Annotated in this window: 7 protein-coding genes; 1 reads left to right on the top strand and 6 read right to left on the bottom strand. The window is 58.0% G+C overall.

The window, feature by feature from the left end; all coding sequences use genetic code 11:
- Positions 1 to 235: 235 nt before the first annotated feature.
- The 4 genes from ACFSR7_RS35725 to ACFSR7_RS35710 all read right to left on the bottom strand — a co-directional run bounded on the left by ACFSR7_RS35725 (position 236) and on the right by ACFSR7_RS35710 (position 10,104).
- Positions 236 to 4,600: an S-layer homology domain-containing protein gene (locus ACFSR7_RS35725; protein WP_378169426.1), complete on the bottom strand. Its 4,365-nt coding sequence runs from the start codon at positions 4,598 to 4,600 to the stop codon at positions 236 to 238.
- 774 nt (positions 4,601 to 5,374) lie between these two features.
- Positions 5,375 to 8,443, bottom strand: coding sequence for an ATP-binding protein (locus ACFSR7_RS35720; RefSeq protein ID WP_378169425.1), 3,069 nt, complete (start codon positions 8,441 to 8,443; stop codon positions 5,375 to 5,377).
- On the bottom strand, positions 8,440 to 9,594 hold the full coding sequence (locus ACFSR7_RS35715) for a response regulator (protein WP_378169424.1): 1,155 nt from the start codon (positions 9,592 to 9,594) through the stop codon (positions 8,440 to 8,442). Before ACFSR7_RS35715 ends, ACFSR7_RS35720 begins: the two co-directional genes overlap by 4 nt.
- Positions 9,595 to 9,756: 162 nt before the next feature.
- Positions 9,757 to 10,104: a FlxA-like family protein gene (locus ACFSR7_RS35710; protein ID WP_378169423.1), complete on the bottom strand. Its 348-nt coding sequence runs from the start codon at positions 10,102 to 10,104 to the stop codon at positions 9,757 to 9,759.
- Between the two features lie 734 nt (positions 10,105 to 10,838).
- On the opposite strand from ACFSR7_RS35710, the gene ACFSR7_RS35705 reads away from it, so the two are divergent.
- Positions 10,839 to 11,126 carry a hypothetical protein gene (locus tag ACFSR7_RS35705; protein WP_378169421.1) on the top strand — a complete coding sequence of 96 codons (288 nt, stop codon included), beginning with the start codon at positions 10,839 to 10,841 and terminating at the stop codon, positions 11,124 to 11,126.
- Positions 11,127 to 11,161: 35 nt separating this feature from the next.
- On the opposite strand, the gene ACFSR7_RS35700 is transcribed toward ACFSR7_RS35705, so the two are convergent.
- Complete coding sequence (locus ACFSR7_RS35700; RefSeq protein ID WP_378169419.1) at positions 11,162 to 11,956, bottom strand: TatD family hydrolase; 795 nt, start codon at positions 11,954 to 11,956, stop codon at positions 11,162 to 11,164.
- A gap of 216 nt (positions 11,957 to 12,172) precedes the next feature.
- Complete coding sequence (locus ACFSR7_RS35695; protein ID WP_378169418.1) at positions 12,173 to 16,975, bottom strand: S-layer homology domain-containing protein; 4,803 nt, start codon at positions 16,973 to 16,975, stop codon at positions 12,173 to 12,175.
- Positions 16,976 to 17,005: the final 30 nt, after the last annotated feature.

Here is a 17,005-nt window from a genome sequence, read left to right as displayed (position 1 = left end):
TCTTCTCTACAATAGGGGTCTTTTTGTTTTTTGCCCATGAAAAACCCGCTTTAATTAACATAAATAGTAATTTTAGATTGATTTTCATGTTAATTTTTATGCAAGGCTAGTGGGTTTTTCCGGTTAACTCCGCTGCGGCGCGGCCGTTGGTCCGGAGTAGCACGGTTTTTCCGTGCGATAAAACAAAGGGTACAGCCCCCTCAAAATAACGAGGACGCTGTACCCTTTTATCTGCTTAAATCAAGCCCGACTTCTGCAGGAGTCGCTGCACGAGCGCCGCGACCTCGGCCCTGGTTACGGCTTCCTTCGGCGCAAGCTTCGCGTCGCCGCGACCGGTTGCGATGCCGGCCGTCACGCTGGCCGCAACGCCTTCCTGCGCCCATGCGGATACTGCCGCCGCATCCTTGAACGAGCGCAGCGCAGCGTCGGCCGACGGAATCGACAGCTTGCCTTGCAATCCGGTGATCCCCATCGCTTTGGAGAGGATGACCATGGCCTGCTCCCGGGTGAGCTTGTCGTTCGGCCGGAACGTGCCGCCCGAAAACCCATCGATCAAGCCGTATGCGCTTGCCGTGGCGATCGCGGTGCCGTACCAATCCCCGGCCGCCACGTCCGAGAATGCGGTAGCGCCGCTCACCGGCTTCAGTCCGAGCCCGCGCACGACGATCGCCGCAAATTCCGCGCGAGTCACTTCGCGGTACGGGCTGAACAACCCGTCTCCGGTGCCCTCGACGACCATCCGGGAGCCCATGTCTTCTACCGCTGCCTTGGCCCAATGATTCGTCATATCGGCAAATGCCAGCTCATGCGACACGACCGCATACATGCTGTTGGTCAAGCTGTTGATCTTGGCGTAATAGCGGCCGTCGATGACGACGATTTGCGTCGGCACGTGGCGTGTCGTGCCATCCGGATCAATAACGACGCCCGTCGTAATCTTACTCGCATCCACGCCGTCCGGTATCGCGATCGTCCGCTCTACATAGGCGTTGAAGGACGTCACTTCTACCGATGCATTGCCATAAATCGCGCGAACCGTAAAGCTGACCGGCGGCACGACAAGCGTGAACTCGCCGTGCGCGGCTGCCTTCTGCGCCAAGGCTGCCGTGTCCGCAGACGGATCGGCAATCTCGATCTGCACCTGGATGTCTTCGAGCTTTAACGCTTGTCCCAGCTTCCCGGACAAGGCGTCGATGTTGAATTCCTTGGCCGGAATCGTATAACTCGCCTTATCTGTCCGGAGAACGAGCGTAGCCGATGCGTTCTCCATGTTCTTGACCAGCTGGCCGGTCAATTGTCCGACCTTGAGCGCCGATTCTCCTGCAACCGGTATCGTCACGACCGCATGGCTGCCTTCCGCGTCCAGCTTCGCTTGCAGCTTGGCCGCATCCACGGTGACGGTGGTCGTCTTCACGCCGCCGGCTTCGGCGGTTTTCGCCTTGCCCAGCTTCTCTAGTTTGCCGTTGACGAGAACCTCTACCTCATCAGTCGGGACCGGGTTCGAAGGGACATAGATCGGCGGAACGTACCCGTCGTCCTCCTTCACCACGACGGCCGTCGTCTGGCCGAAGCGAACGACGGCGCCCGCTGCGTCGACTTCCGCAACCCCGAGTTTATCGCCGTTTGCCGCCCCGATCAGGCCGTCAGCAGGCAAGTCCGCATATTCCGCCAAGTCGAGCAAATCGTCCACATAGGGCACAGTCACAGAGCCGCTGCCAAAGTTATAGTACACCAGCTTGTTCACCGACATCGGCTCAGGCGTTACCGTGAGCCGCGTCTTGCCGTCGTTCTCCGCGCCGCTCGGGTCGCTGGACACGACCGTCAGCCCCGTCGCCGGAACCGGTCCAGGTCCTCCGGAATCGTCCGATGCCACGGCCGTCGTCTGCCCGAAGCGAACGACCGCGCCCGCTGCATCGATCTCCGCTACAGCGACTTTATCTCCGCTAGACGCCGCGACCAGGCCGTCAGCCGGCAGGTCCGCGTATTCGGCCAGGTTCAGCGTATCGCCTACATTCGGAACCGTCACATTACCGCTTCCGAAGTTGTAATACACCAGCTTGTTCAACGATGTCGGCTCCGGCGTTACCGCCAGCCGCGTCTTGCCGTCGTTCTCCGCACCGCTTGGATCGGTCGACACGACCGTCAGCCCGGACGCCGGAACCGGACCCGGCCCTTCCGTCTCGTCTGTCGAGACGGCGATCCCCTGTCCGAAGTGAACCACGTTTGCCGATGCCGCATCGATCTCCACGACGCCGATATGATCGCCGTTCGCCGCTGCAATCAGCCCGCTTTCCGGCAGATCCGAATAATCGGTCAGGTCCAGCGCCTCGCCCACGACAGGCACCGTCGCATCGCCGCTGCCGAAGTTGCGGTACACGAGCTTGTGGCCCGACGCCGGAGCAGGCGTCACGGTCAGCTTCGTCTTGCCGTTGTTGGCCGCGCCGCTCGGATCGCTCGCGTCGACCTTCAGGCCGTTAATGATAAATTCCAGCGTTCCCTCGCTGGAAGCTACTGCGTAATCGATTCCCTGGAATTTGCCGACGTAGCCGGAATAAACCGCCTTAAGCGTATGCGGACCTTCCGAAAAGTCGCCGACTTTGAAGGAAAACGTACTGTACGCGCCCGTGATCGTCCCCAGCTGCACGTCTTTTTTCTGCAAAACGCCGTCGATGTAAAAGGACTGCGTGCCGCCATAACTCTGCGAACCGATCCCGGAAGAGGAAGGTGCGCCCGTTACGTAAGACAGGTAGTAGCCATCGATCTGCCCGAACGTAATGTTTTTCAGACCGCTGATCGTTGTCGTCGAAGGCGTGCCGCCGAAGGAAAGCTTCGTACTCTTGTTCCCCGCCTTGTCTACCGCTTCGACTTCGTATACGGCATTCGCCGGCGGACTGCTTACCGTAGTCGCCGTTCCGTTCACTTGGGCAGCCGTCCCGTTTACGTACACATTATAATAGGCCACGCCGCTGCCCGTGCCGTCGACGGCACCGGTCCAGGATAAATTGATGTTGCCGCCGTTCTCGCTCGGCGCGATCGAAGCGCCGTCCGTCCAAGTCGGCGGCGTATTGTCTACCAGAATCTCGGGATAAAAAACGCTCGTCCGGCGGCCGTCTTGATCGACCAAATAGTAGCCGTCGTCCAGTCTCATCTTTCCTTCGACCGCGCCGGTCGTATCCAGCGTGACCGGTATCGATGCGCTCTCTCCGGGGCCGAACGTGCCGACATTGGCATCATCCGCGGCCCGATAGACCGTAACCGTCTGACCGTAAACGACATAGCCGGAGTTCGCATTAACCGTCAGCTCGTGCGAATGCGAGATCTGATCCGATACGGCGCTCGGATCCACGTCGAGCTTGAGGTCCATGCCGCCGTACAGCTGCGGATAGCCGTCCGCCTGCATGAACCAGTAATGCTCGAAATCCCACTTCTGGTTCGTCGCCGAAGCCGACGTGAACGTCGTCTCATCTTGCATCTCGGCCGTGCTGCGCCCGATGCCGTACTGCGCGGTGTCGGATTCGTCCGCGTCCGGCACGCCGGATGTGCTCGTGTCCCAATAGGACGCGACGACCGACTGCGTCAATCCGACGTTTTCGCCGATTAAACCTTGGGTTAAGCCAGTCGCACTGACGCTTCCGGTTGCGTAGTTATGCAGGATACGGTCTCCGGTCGAGATGCCGATCAAACCGCCGGCCACGGAGCCCGTCACGTCGCCGGTGGCGTAATTCATCTGAATGTCGTTCTCGCTCGACGCGCCGATGAGACCGCCGATATTGCTGCGGCTAGGAGATATCGCCTTAACGTTTCCAGTCGCATAGCTTCTTGTCACCTTCGTACCCGTGGCATAGCCGAGCAGGCCGCCCATAGCTTCGCCATTTTGAACGGAAGCCGCAGAAGAGGAGTTATAAACAAAGGTCTTGCCGGACCATCCCACGAGCCCGCCAACGCTTCTAGTCCCGGTCACGACACCCGTGCCCATACGGTTGTAGGCAAATAGAGCGTAATAGGAATTGTTCGCTTCCGCATAACCGACCAAGCCGCCGACGTTTCGATTTCCCGTCACATTACCGCTCGCCTTGACCAAAGTCACCCAAGCTTGCTTATATTGATTCGTCTGCGTGACCGTTCCCGCCAGCAAACCAACATTATAGTTGCCGACGATGCCTGTTGCTGGATCCGCCTCAATCGTCAAGTTATATACGGCACCGTTGGTAATCTGGGAGAACAGTCCGATATTGTCCTCCGCCGGCCGATCGATCGACAGGCCGGAGATCGTATGGCCGTTGCCGTCGAACGTGCCGGTGAAGCCGTCATCTGAATCAAAGCCGATCGGCGTCCACGCTTCCGTCAGCGCGATATCGTTCTTCAAAATATAATAGCCGTTTAGCGGATAATTGCTTGAACCGATGAGGCCCAGGTTAAACGAATTCGTGACCTTCCAGGGACTTTCGGCCGTGCCTTGTCCGCTCATGCCGCTATCGGCATAAGCGCTCCCGCCTGCGGAGGAAAACAGAGACAAGACCAGCGCCAGGCTGGAGAGGAACGCAAGCCATTTCCTGTCACGCCAAGCTTTACTCCATTGCGTGCCGTATTGTTTATTCACGCCGTACCCACCTTTATCCAATAGTATCCAATCCATGCTCAGCTTAGCTGACGGCACCTTAAAGAAACCTTAAAAATCGACATTTTTCTAAAACGTTCGTCAAAAGAAAAAACGTCGGGGAAGCTCGCCCTGACAGCCTCTCTTAGGTTAGCGGATATCCGCAACTGGAGTCCCGCGATACGCCTGTCAATAGCTCGTCCGCCACCGGCCGTTTCAAAGGATCGCCCAATCGTCGCCCGCGTTGTTCCTTTACAGCAATGCATGCAAATAAACATCTATTTCCGCCGATATAAGCCCTTTTAAGCAGGATAGATGCGAAAGCGCAGCTATTTTACGCCATCAGCCGAATTTTCGGCTAATGCTTTGCATTTACCTGTACATTTGCAGGTATTTCCTCAAGTGGCGCGCGCCGATAGAAAATACATGTATAAAAAGTCAATTTCATAATTCAAAAAATCGCAAGTTCAAACAAACTTATTCATAAGATTTGACGAATAACGTTCGGTTTTGGGATTATTTCCGAATCTCAGAGATTCTATTTCGTATTAAAAGTTCGGATTTGTACTGGCAAAAAATGTTTATGAAATTGACTTTAAATGCAGGTTTTGCTGCCCGCAAGCCATCGAAAAGCTCCGACATGCCAAAGATACGCTTCCCTGCCTATGAAGCGCCGCCACATTTTTACTTTCTGCTATGTTAAAAAACAGGCTTCGCCGTTCCTAGAACGGGAGCCTGTCATTTTCAGTTTGCTTGTTTTTTCTCATACAGCGCGCCTCACGACGATTTATCCGGAATGCGCATCGTGATGGTCGTCCCGCGGCCTTGCTCGCTCGCAAGCTCCAGCGCAACTCCATATTCGTACTTCAGGCGTTTGTTGATATTCAGCAAACCGACGCCCTGGGTTTCCTTCGCATCGGCGCGATCAAGCAGCTTCTTCAATTGTTCGGGCGCGATGCCGACGCCGTCGTCGGTCACGACAAGCTGCCACTGCCCGTCCGACAAGGCCGCCGTCAGCTTGACCGTGCCTCCCTCGATCCGGCTGCCGATGCCGTGCCGTATCGCATTCTCGACCAACGGCTGCACCAGCAGCGGCGGCAATCGGAGCGCATACGCTTCTGCTGCGATGTCGTATTCGAAGCGGATCCGGTCCTTGAACCTGGCCTGCTCGATATCGACATACGTCCGAATCAGCTGAAATTCCTCCGCAAAGGAGATCCGTCCCTCCGCGTTGCTGAAGCGGAAGCTGCCGCGCAAGTAATCGGAGAGGTCGACGATCATCTTGCGCGCGCGGTCCGCGTCCGTATAGCTGGATGCCGCGATGCTGTTCAGTACGTTATGCAAAAAATGCGGCTTGATCTGCGATTGCAAAAACGCGACCTCCAGATAGACCGCCCGGCCAAGCGACTCCTTCATCGCCAGCAGACTGCCGATTCTGGCCTTCAGCTCCTCCAGATCGAACGGCTTCGGCAAGTAATCGTTGGCCCCGGCCTGGAAGGCGGCCACCTTCTCCTGCGGCTGAATGGCCGCCGTCACCATCAGAACCGGCAGCTCCAGCAGCGTATAACGCTTGCGGATCTCCTGGCACACCTCGTAGCCCGACATGCCCGGCATCATCAGATCGAGAATGACGAGGTCGATCCGGCCCGGCCGGTCGATCTCCGCCAGCGCCTCGTACCCGTCTTTGACCGCGATCAGCCGGTAATGAAGCGGCTGAAGCGCGTCCAGCAGCACCTTCAGATTCACGTGCTGGTCGTCGACGATGAGCACCGTACGTTCGCCGTCCGGATTCGAGTAATGCGGCGTCGCAAAGAAATATTCGGCTGCCAGGGGCTCTGCCAGGCGGTTCGACAGGAACGATGAGGGCGCATGCGACAATGAAGACTGCGCCGCTTCAAGGCTTCGGGCCGCGATCGGGAGCGTGAACGTAAACGTCGATCCGACGCCTGGAGAAGAAGCGACTGTCAGCGTACCGCCCTGCAGCTCGACCAGCTGCTTCGCGATCGACAGCCCCAAGCCGAAGCTGCGGCTCTGCGCGCGCTCAAGCGATTTGAACGGCTCGAAAATAAAGGGAAGATCCTGCGGCTCAATGCCTTTCCCCGTATCCTGCACCGCAATCTCCAGCCAGCCGCCGCGTTCCAGCCCGGATACGACAACGCTGCCGCTCTCGGTATGCTTAATCGCATTATCCAGCAAATTTCCGATCACTTGACTCAGACGGCTCTCGTCGGCGAGCGCGAGCGGCAAGTCCGCGGGAACGCGATTTTCCAGCGCGATGCTGCGATCCATGCACAAGTAGGAATAAAACTGCACCTGTACCTCCGCGACCGAGCGGACCTCGATCGGCGCCGGTTCGACCCCGAGCTCGCCGCGCTTTAGCTTGGACAGGTCCAAAATGTCATAGACGAGCTGCGACAGACGCTTCGTAATATCCGTAATCAACCGGAGCTTATCCCGCTGATCGGCGGTCGGCGGAGACGCGGCATTATCCAGCATCGACTGCGAGATATTCATCACGCCGTGCAGCGGCGTTTTGAATTCATGCGAGGTACGGGCCAGAAAGTCGTCCTTCATCTTGTCCGCTTGCAGCAGCTGACCGGACAGCTCTTCGATTTTGTGAAAAGCGTTCGAGAATCGGAGCGACATAAGCAGGGCGAGCATCAGCAGCACCAGGAAGGGCTCGACCGGCGGGAGCGCATAGATCGGTACGCCAAAATAAAAGTTCATATTCAGGCTTAGCGCCATCACGTTCAAGGCCAAAGCCGCCACGGCCAGATACCGGCTGCCGGCCACGCGGTGCAGTGCGGCCAATATGAACACGTAGGTAGCGTACAGCAAAGCAAAGGTAGCGAATAAAGACGTCAGCGGGCGAGTCAGTCCTCCCGATAGCTGAGGCCCGAAACCGGCATCCAGCACGCCCAGTATCGTTCCGATCGCCACGCTGCATCGAACGAGCCATTTAAAGCAATAGGGCCGAAACGCCGTATTTAAATATAGGAAAAATCCGAGCCCAACGCCGATCGCCGAAGTCAGCTGGATGCGATAATAAAGCCGGAACGGGAGCCAGCCGGCTGCATGGAGCAGCACCCGCTCGCCGCTGACGCTAATAAACAGCGCGATGCAAAGACAGACGATGCCGAATACGGCAAGCGAGAAATCGTTCCTGCGCTGCGTATATAGACCGAAAAAATAAAGCCCCATGATCAGAAAAACGCTGACCGAAATCCAGTCGTGCGCGGTCGCCCGATCGCGAAGCTCGGTAATCTGGCCGGCCTTGCCCAGCCGAATCGACTCGACGATCCCGCTGTTGGCGCGAAAATCGAAGTTGGCCACTTGCAGCAATATCTCGTTCCAGCCCGGCTGCAGCGTAAAATAGCTCACGTACGGCCGATTAAACGCCTCGTATTGCCGCTCCTCCGCCGGATTTCCGCTCGAGCCGACGACCTGGCCATTGACGATGAGACGATTGGAGACCGGGATCGACGCCGTTTTTAAACCGTAGACCTCGCCCGGATCGCGGACCTGGACGCGCAATCGATAGGTGGCCATGCCGAGCGTATCCATCTGCTTCGACCAGGATCCGGGCACCTGCGTTATCGCGGGCGTCAGCGGCTCTCCGTCTGCGGCGAAGTCCCGTCCGGTCAGCAGCTTGCCCGGATACAGCTCCCACTGGCCGTCCAGCGGAATGACGCCGTCCTCCTCGAATCGCCATGCGCTGAGGTCCATATACCCGTTAACTGCTGCAGTTGCCGGCTTCTGAAGCCGGGAGGAGAAAGTCAACAACAGACTGAAGGTCGCGATTAACAAAAGGAGCGTGATCAGCGCCGCGGCGACTTTTTCTCTCATCGTACGCCTCTTGAGGCTTCGTCTGTCGTCTGCCGGATCAGCCGCAGCGTCTCATCCTCCAACTCGGCGGACAGTTGGATCCGCACCGCCTGCTCGAGCTGCCGGCCGACGCGGTAGGCTTGATGGCGATCGCCCGCCTCCAGATGCAGCCGCATGAGCTCGCGTCCATCCGGCTCGGACTCGGGAGCGAGCGCCAGTATGCGCTGCAGGCTGTCCGCCGCCAGCTCAAGACGGCCCTGGCTCCGGAACGACGTATGCCAGGCGCGAAGTGCGCGGATGTACGAGGCCCTGATCTCGAGCTGCCTGGGCATTGCCCAGCCGAAGTCGCACGCCTCCATATATTCGCCCTGGTACAGCCGGTTCATCCGGTCGTATGCGCTTACGTCTTGGGTCGGCGCGGAGCCTTCCAGATATCGTACGAATGCCGCGACATCGACCGTTACGCCGTCCAGCTCGGCCATGAAGCCTTGATCGAACTTGTGGATGCGGATCGGAACGCGGTGCTCCGTCAAGGTTTTCCGCAAATAGGACAGGCACGTATACAAATACGTCTTCGCCTTGTTCAGATCGTAGCCCTGCCATAGCGCTTCGATGATCGCCGCCGCATTCGCGGACTTTCCTTCGTAATGGACGAGAAACGCGCAAAGCTCCTTTTCCTTTTTCGTCTTCCATGACACGCCGCCCTTGCCGGCTTCCGACGCTTGGATCTGGAACCCGCCCAAGCATTGGACGACAGCGGTCGGGCTCGTCTCGGTGCCCCCGTTCCGGTTCGCTTGGGAAATAAGTTGCGGCAAAGATTGCCGGATGCGCGCCACCGCGTTCTGCAGACGGTCTATCGTAAATGGCTTCAGCAAATAGTCGGTCGATTGGATCTCGAACGCTTCGACCGCGTACTCCGAATAGGCCGTCGTGAAAATGATAGGCATCGTAGGCATCGTCTGCCGGATCCTTCTGGCCGCTTCCGTCCCCAGGATGCCCGGCATCTGATTGTCGAGGAACACCGCGTCGACAGAAGTCCGTTCCAGCGCTTCAAGCGCCTGAACCGGATTCATGTATCTGCCGGCGACCTCGACATCGCCCATCTGCCCCAGCAGGATCTCCAGCAAATTCAGGGCATCTTCTTCATCGTCAATCAGCATCACGCGAATCATGCGGGCTTGTCTCCCTATTTCCATTTCGCCAAAATTTGACTCTTTTCTTGCCTTTCGACAACGAGGGGGCGGTTCCCTTCTTATTAGGGGAGATTAAGCGCAAACAAAAAGAGAACGCTTTGAAAAGGGCGTTCTCCATTGTGATTCTTTTATTATGTTCGCTCAGATTCGGATGTCGTAGCGCCCTTCCTCCTCGGCCTGGTTGACGCCCAGCGCGTTTTTGTCCGGAGCCTGAGCGACGCTCTGCTGTTGTGCGGATTGCTGCCCTTCCGAGGACGATCCGACTTTCGCCGCCGAGTTATTCTTTTGAGCGATCTGCTGCTCGATTTGCTGAAGCTGCGTCCGCAGCAGCTCGAGTTTCTTTTCCTTCGTCTTTTGATCGTCCTTGCTCTGCTGCTCTTCCTTGATCGCCGCTTCAATCTTCGTTTTCTGCTTCTCCAGAGCGGAGGTGTCGCTGGCTGTGGATGCGGAGCTCGTATAGCTGCTGCCGTTAGATGAAGATATCTTCATGCTGATGCCTCCCATTCGACGGGGTCAAAGCCCGTCCCTCTCCCATCATGCATTAACGCACTGAAGACAGCCTGATCGGTAGCTGAGAAGTTTCTGAATGATAGATTGCGTGCCTGATCGTCGAATCTCCTGTTAAGCTGCAAGTTTACGAATCAAGCTTTTTCCTCTCCACCAGATCCAAATCAAGACAAACAAAGCATACACGATACCTTGAAGAGGTTCTTTATTAATGTAGCTCACTGAAGATGCCAGTAGAATAAGTGCCCAGAACGCAAATACGGATTTGAATCTTTTAATTAGCATGAATACGCCTAAAATTAAAGAGAGACACCCTAGGGCGATCCAGGTTGTCGGCTCGACAATATACGGTGAAAATAATAACCAGAGTAGTGCCGTTACAATCCACAGTATCGATACGAAGCGGTTCTGATAAAAGGAAGTAAAAAAGAGAAGCAATAAGACGCTCCAGACGAGCACAACCATAATAAACAAGTCCTGAATGAGGAGTTGCCTCCTTCGTATTCAATTTCAAAGCTGGGTTAAACGTAATCGCGCTTACTTGGAGTTTAATCCCTTTCTTATTATAAAAATAGCCGCTATTCGTATTTACTCGCGGTATCGACCTCGGCCACCATACTCGCTTTCTCAGCCAACCGCCCCCTATCCTTTTCAGGAGGTAAAACATGATCATACTCGACGGTCTCTAGCTTCCCCCTGAGGAGGTTAGAGAACAGATGAGCAGAAGCTTCAAGAAAACGCCGGTTTGCAACGATCACGCCACTCCGTATACACGCCTGGCCAAACGAATGGCGAGCAAAGCGGTTCGTCGCTACAGAGACGAGATCGCGAACGGCAAGTGGTATCGAAAAGTGTATTGCTCCTGGGACATTTGCGATTATCGATTCTACCAGACGAAACGGCAGGCGACTCTGGAGTGGGAGACTACGCGCTCGGCATGGAAGCGTCGTTGGAGCCAGGCAGATTGGATCAACGATTGGGAGAAGACTTACCGTAGAAAATAAGAACAAGCGCCGGTCAGGGAAGCCCGGCGCTTGTTCTATGTTAGGCGAAAGAATTCTCTGGCCGTCTTCGTCGTGGCCTTCGCCACTTCTTCAGCCGGCTTGCCCATGCAGCGAGCCACGGCTTGCAGGATGTGCGGCAGGAACGCGGGCTCGTTTCTGCCCTCCGCCGGTTTCTCCTTCAGGTCCCGAGGCGTCAAAAATGGCGCATCCGTCTCCACCATCAGGCGGTCCAGCGGAATGTTCAGCACGAGATCCCGCAGCGGTTTGCCCCTTCGCTCGTCGCAGATCCAGCCCGTAATCCCGATGTAGAAGCCCAGGTCCAGATAGGCCTTCAGCTCCGCATAGGTTCCGGTGAAGCAATGAACGACCGCTTTTGGCGCGCCATGCTCCTTCAGGATGGATATGAAGTCCTGGTGCGCCTCCCGATCATGCAGAAAAAGCGGCATATCGAGCTCGAGCGCCAGCTTGATCTGCTCGCCGAACCACCGGCGCTGCACGTCCCGCGGCGAGAAATCCCGGTTGTAGTCCAGCCCGCACTCCCCGATCGCGACGACTTGCGGCTGGGCAGCCAACTCCCTTAGCTTTCGGATCGTGTCCGGGCTGCAGCTCTTGGCATCGTGAGGATGCACCCCCGCCGTCGCATAGAGCTTGCCCGGATATTGCCCGGCGTAGCGTGCGGCTTCTTGGCTGCTCCGCAAACTAGTTCCTGTAATGACTAGCGGCGTGACGCCGCTCGCAATCGCCTTTTCGACGACCGCCTCCCGGTCCTGGTTAAACGAGCGATGCATCAAGTTGACGCCAATATCGACGATGGGATTGGAACTATTCATTTACTTCTATTCTCCTCTGCCGCGAATGACTGATATACTGATAGACTGATATGCCTATTTTAGAAAATATTGGTCTATAAATACAGCGCGCTGAGCAAGATGTGTTGACGTAGATCCATACTTGGCCGACGCATCGCGCAGCATAAAGCAAGGAGCTGACTCCAAGTCGTGGATTCTTCTCGGAGACAGCCCCTGTTGCAAATCAGTTGGTGAAAACTACGATCGGTTCAGCATCGCCATGACGATCGTTACGGCTTGAGCGCGCGTCACGATGCCGGCTGGATCGAAGCGGTTGCCGCCGATGCCTTTGATCAGCCCGGCCTTCGCGGCGGCCGCTACGTATGGTAATGCCCACTTCGGAATGCGGTCTGCGTCGGCGAAGGAGAGCGCGGACAGCCCGGACTCCGCGTCCGCCTGCAAGCCTGCCGCCCGCGCGATCAGCACCGCCATCTCCACCCGGGTCATCGCGGCGCCCGGACGGAAGGTGCCGTCGGCATAGCCGGAGAACCAGCCCTGTTCAACCGCTTGGGTCACGTACGGCTGCGCCCATGGGGCAATGCTGGCCGCATCGGTGAATGTCACCGTCGTTCCTGCATTGGCACTTGCACTGGCCCCTGCACTTTCGCCAGCACCTGCGCCTCCACCCTCCGGCTTCAACGCCCGCGCCAGCATAACGGCAAACTCCGCCCGGCTCACCTTGCGGTTCGGCTGGAACGTTCCGCCCGGGTACCCGCTGACGATGCCGAGCCGGACCGCCTCGCGGATGCTGTCCGCCGCCCAGTGTTCTGCCGATACGTCGGCAGGCAAGGCTCCGCTGCCCGGACCGCCGGGTTGCGTCCCCGGACCCGTACCCGGCTGTTCGCCCGGACCAGTCCCCGGATCCGTGCCGTTGCCATTGCCGTTATTGTTACCGTTGCCGTTCCCTGTACCCGTACCCGGAGACGGTCCCCCGCTCGCCGGCGCAACAGAAAATCTCACCTCATAGGCCGACTTCGTCTCGCCGTCCTCGGCGGTCACCTCAATGACGGCTTTTCCCGTCGCGGACTCGGGCTGCACGATCGTTACCGTCGCCTTCTCATGCATCGTCGCAACGGTGACAACCGGAGCAGCCGTCGTTCCCGACGGAAGCACGACGTCGTATCCGGTCTTCCCCGCTTCGAAGCCCGGCACCGAAGCGCCGGCATCGCCATAGGCGAGCATCTTCAATCGCGCGTCATGCGACTGCGCATCCTGGTACACTTCGATCGCGCTGACCCGAACAATCCCGAGCCCGTCGCCCTTGTAGCCGACGATCCGGACTTTGTCCGTCGTGACGTCCGGGATGAGCGCTTTGACCGCATTGGACGTATTCCCCTTGATCGAATAGAACACCGCCCACTTCGATCCGTCCCAATATTGCACGTCGAAGTCCTTGATCTGATAGCCTTGGGTGGAGTACACCTCCACTCGATTGAACGTCGTCGGCGCCTTGAACGCGACCTGCAACCACTGCGGGTCATCGTAAGATGCCTTCACGTCCGTGCCGGAGGTCCATCCTTTCCAGTCCCCGTATTGGCTCGTGATCGCCTTGACCGGACGATAGTCGTTCAGGTAGTCCGTCGTAGACGCGGTGACCGTCGCGCCTTCGAACAGCGGATTGACGATCTTGTCGTCAAACTTGATCGTATAATCGTAGGTGCCGCTGACGCCCGATCCGTCCCTGGCGGTGGCAACCACCTTGACGGTTCCCTCTTTGAGCAGATAGATGATGCCCGTGTCGGCCGTAATCTGCGCCTTGTCGGTCGGCGTGACGCCGTCCGCCTCGTAGACGGCCCATGCCGCCCGCTGATCGAGCGTGTCGTTTGGCTCGAAGTAAGCGAGCAGCTGACGGTTGCCGCCGTCCTTGATCGTAATCTTCCCGGCCTTGGCCGGCGGCTCGCTCTTGTCCTGCCGGGCGATGATGACGGTCTTGGCGCCCGACATGCCGCTGCCGTCCTTCATCGAAGCGACGACCCGAACGATGCCGTTGCCCGCCCCGACAGCTGTCAGCAAACCCGCTTCATTGACGGAAGCCAATGAAGTTGGCGTGCCGTCCGTATTTACGACCGTCCAGTTGACGCTGCCGGTCCTGTCGCTGCCCGCGATCGCAGCCGACATTTGCAGCGTTCCCTGCCTTACGAAGACGGTCGTGGCATTGTCTGCGCTCATGACCTCCAGCTTGGGCGCGAGCGCGGAATCCGCGGAGGTGACGAGCAGCACCCAATCCGCCCCGTCCGGTTTCTCGGGAACGGTCCAATCGCCGCTCACCGGCACGACGCGATCGGAGATCAACGTATACGCTCCGGTTCTCGTGTCGTACCACTGCGCTTTGTAGGTCGTGTCGGCCATTTTTTTCAATGTCCCCGTCCGCTTGTCGCTGTCTGCGAAATAAACGACGAACGTCTTGCTGCCGTCTACGGCCATGAACATATTGTCTCGCGCCGCGAAGTCGGCATAGCTCGCATCGCCGAATACCGGCGTCAGCTTCCACCATTCGAGGTTCGAATAAAACCGTTTGAAATACGTCATCTGGCTGCCCGCCGTCGCGTTCAGTCCGTCGAACCAGCGATAATATGAGCCGTAGTGGAACCAATCGTCCGGCGAATGATTGATGGCCCACACGCCCTGGGACCCGTAGCCGAAGCCGAAGGATCCGTTCTGGAACGCGATGTAAGGCGTTTTGCGCGGGCTGTCGGCCGTCGTCACGTTATTTTCGTAGCCCGTCTCGTAGGTGATAACAGGCTTAACCTGCGGATAAGCCATGAACGATTGATAAAATTCCTTCGTCAAGGTCAGCACCTGCGCCCCGAACCAGGAATGGAACGGCAAATCTCCCCAGGTCGTCTCGAACGATGCGACCGCCGCCATATGGGCGGTCAACGGGTGCTTGTAGTCATCGCTCTCGGCGATGCCTTGCGCGACGAGTTTCCAGTATTGCGGATCGAGATCGCCGAACTTGGGGTCGATCTCCTGCGCGACCGTCCACAGCACCGGGTATGCACCGTACCGCGCTTGCCAGTAGCGGCCAAGCCGCTTCAGCAAATCGTGGTCCGTCACGCCCAGCACGCTTGTGAACGTCAACGCCGCGTTGGCATGCACCAGTCCGGCATCCGCGATATATTGGAATTTGCGGTCGATATCCGCGAGCTTGGCGAGGCTGTCCGTTTGAATCCCCCGGGTCACGTTCAACCCCATGCCGTTCGAATACAGCGGCTCCGATTGGTACACGGTATAGCCCTGGCTGACGCGATGATCGACCGCGTACTTGAACTGCGAATCGACGCCGTCGACGTTCGAGGAATCGAACTTCTCGTCCGGCATCAACCAGTGCGTGTCGCCCAGATAGAAGAATGGCGTGCCGTCACCGTAGGTGAAATATCGTTTTCCTTCATCGGCCTTCAAGAAACCCCGTTGATAAATATCGAGTGGTCCGGCGTACGGAATGACTTCAAAAGAGACCGTTTCTTCCTTGTTCAGGCCCGTATCGTCGGGGATATTCGAAGCCGTCTTTACCGTCCATTGCCCGGCCGACGTCGGCGCGAAGCGGACCTTCCACGTATTTCCACCGTCCCAGAATGCCGGCCGTGTCAGCTTCTCGCCATGCGGACCCGTGAAGATAGCGGTCACATCAACGGAAAGAAACGGATCGTCGTATGTCTTGGCGCTTACCAGCGCAAGCTCCAGCTCCCGCCAGGTTGCGCCCGCCGGCACGATCGCGATATCCGCGGACCCGGCGATGCCCGAGCCGTCCGCAGCCGTTGCCGTAACGGTAACGATGCCGGGCGATATCGCGGTCAGCAGTCCGGTCGACGGATCGATCGATGCGTCGCCACCGGTGCCTTCCTTGGCAGCGACCTGCCAGGTCACCTCTTGCCGAGTCGCGGTGGCGGGCTGATAGATGGCGTTCAGCTTCATCGTCAAGCCTTTCACGACCTCCAGCTTCGCCGGCCCCTGAACCGTAATGCGTTCGACCGGGATCGGCTGCGAGGAATACACCTGGAATTCGTACAGATTGGCCCAATCGCGGGCTGTGAAGCGGACGTACCTGCCTTCCGTTCCCGCCGGCAGCAGCGCGCCGAGCTCGTTCGGCTGCGTCTCTCCGTTCGTCGCCGTCTTATCCTTCAGATAGTCGTACGCGCTGCCGTCGCCGCTCAGCACGGCCGTCCAGTGTTCGGCATCGTCGGAGACGTAAAGCTTGTTCGTGCCCTGCCACATCCGGTTAAAAAGGATCTTTACATAATCGAGCGTCAGCTTGCGGCCGAGGTCGACATAAAAATCGACCGTGCCGTACCCGCCCGCCATCGTGCCGGGATTCCCGTCGGTCAAGCTGGCAGGTTCGCCGTCATTGAACTTCATGCCGTTGTAGCCGGTCACGCTTGCCCCCTGCGAGACCAGCCGCGATCCGTCAGGCGCAGAGGCCGCGTAATCCTTCTTTTCGGCCAACGGTTCCTGGGAAGTATACACCTCGACCTCGTACAGGTTCGCCCAGTCCTTGGTCGTCACACGGACATAACGGCCTTCCGTCCCGTCGGGCAGCAGCGCCCCGAGCTCATTGGGCTGATTCTGATCGTCCGTCGTGGTCGTATCCTTCAAATAATCGTATTGCCCTTCGCTGCCCGAGACGACGGTCTGCCAGCTCTCGCCGTCGTCCGAGACGAAGATTGTATTGTCGCCGTTCCACATCCGGTTGAACAAGATTCGGACGTAGTTCAAAGGCTGCTTCCTTTCCAGATCGATCACCAGATCCACGCGCCCGTAACCCCCTGCCAGCGTGTCCGGCAGGCCGTCCGTAAGATTGGCCGGAACGCCGTCGTTAAAGGTCATTCCGTTATAGCCGGTGACCGCCGCCCCCTTCGACACGAGGTAGGAAGGCTCGGGCGCCGCCTCGTAAGCTTTGGCCCCGGCCGCAGCCGCGGGAAGCGTCGAGGGGATCGCCTCCAGCAGCAGACCGAGAATCAACAGGAAGGCCGTCAGGCCTGCCAACCGTCTTTTCGCGAACAATCGATATCACTCCTTCGCATCATTAAGCGC

The organism is Cohnella sp. GCM10020058, assembly GCF_042683485.1.
GTDB lineage: Bacteria > Bacillota > Bacilli > Paenibacillales > Paenibacillaceae > Cohnella.
The sequence above is the reverse complement of the archived record's forward strand: the minus strand, read 5'-3'. Positions and strand labels throughout refer to the sequence as shown.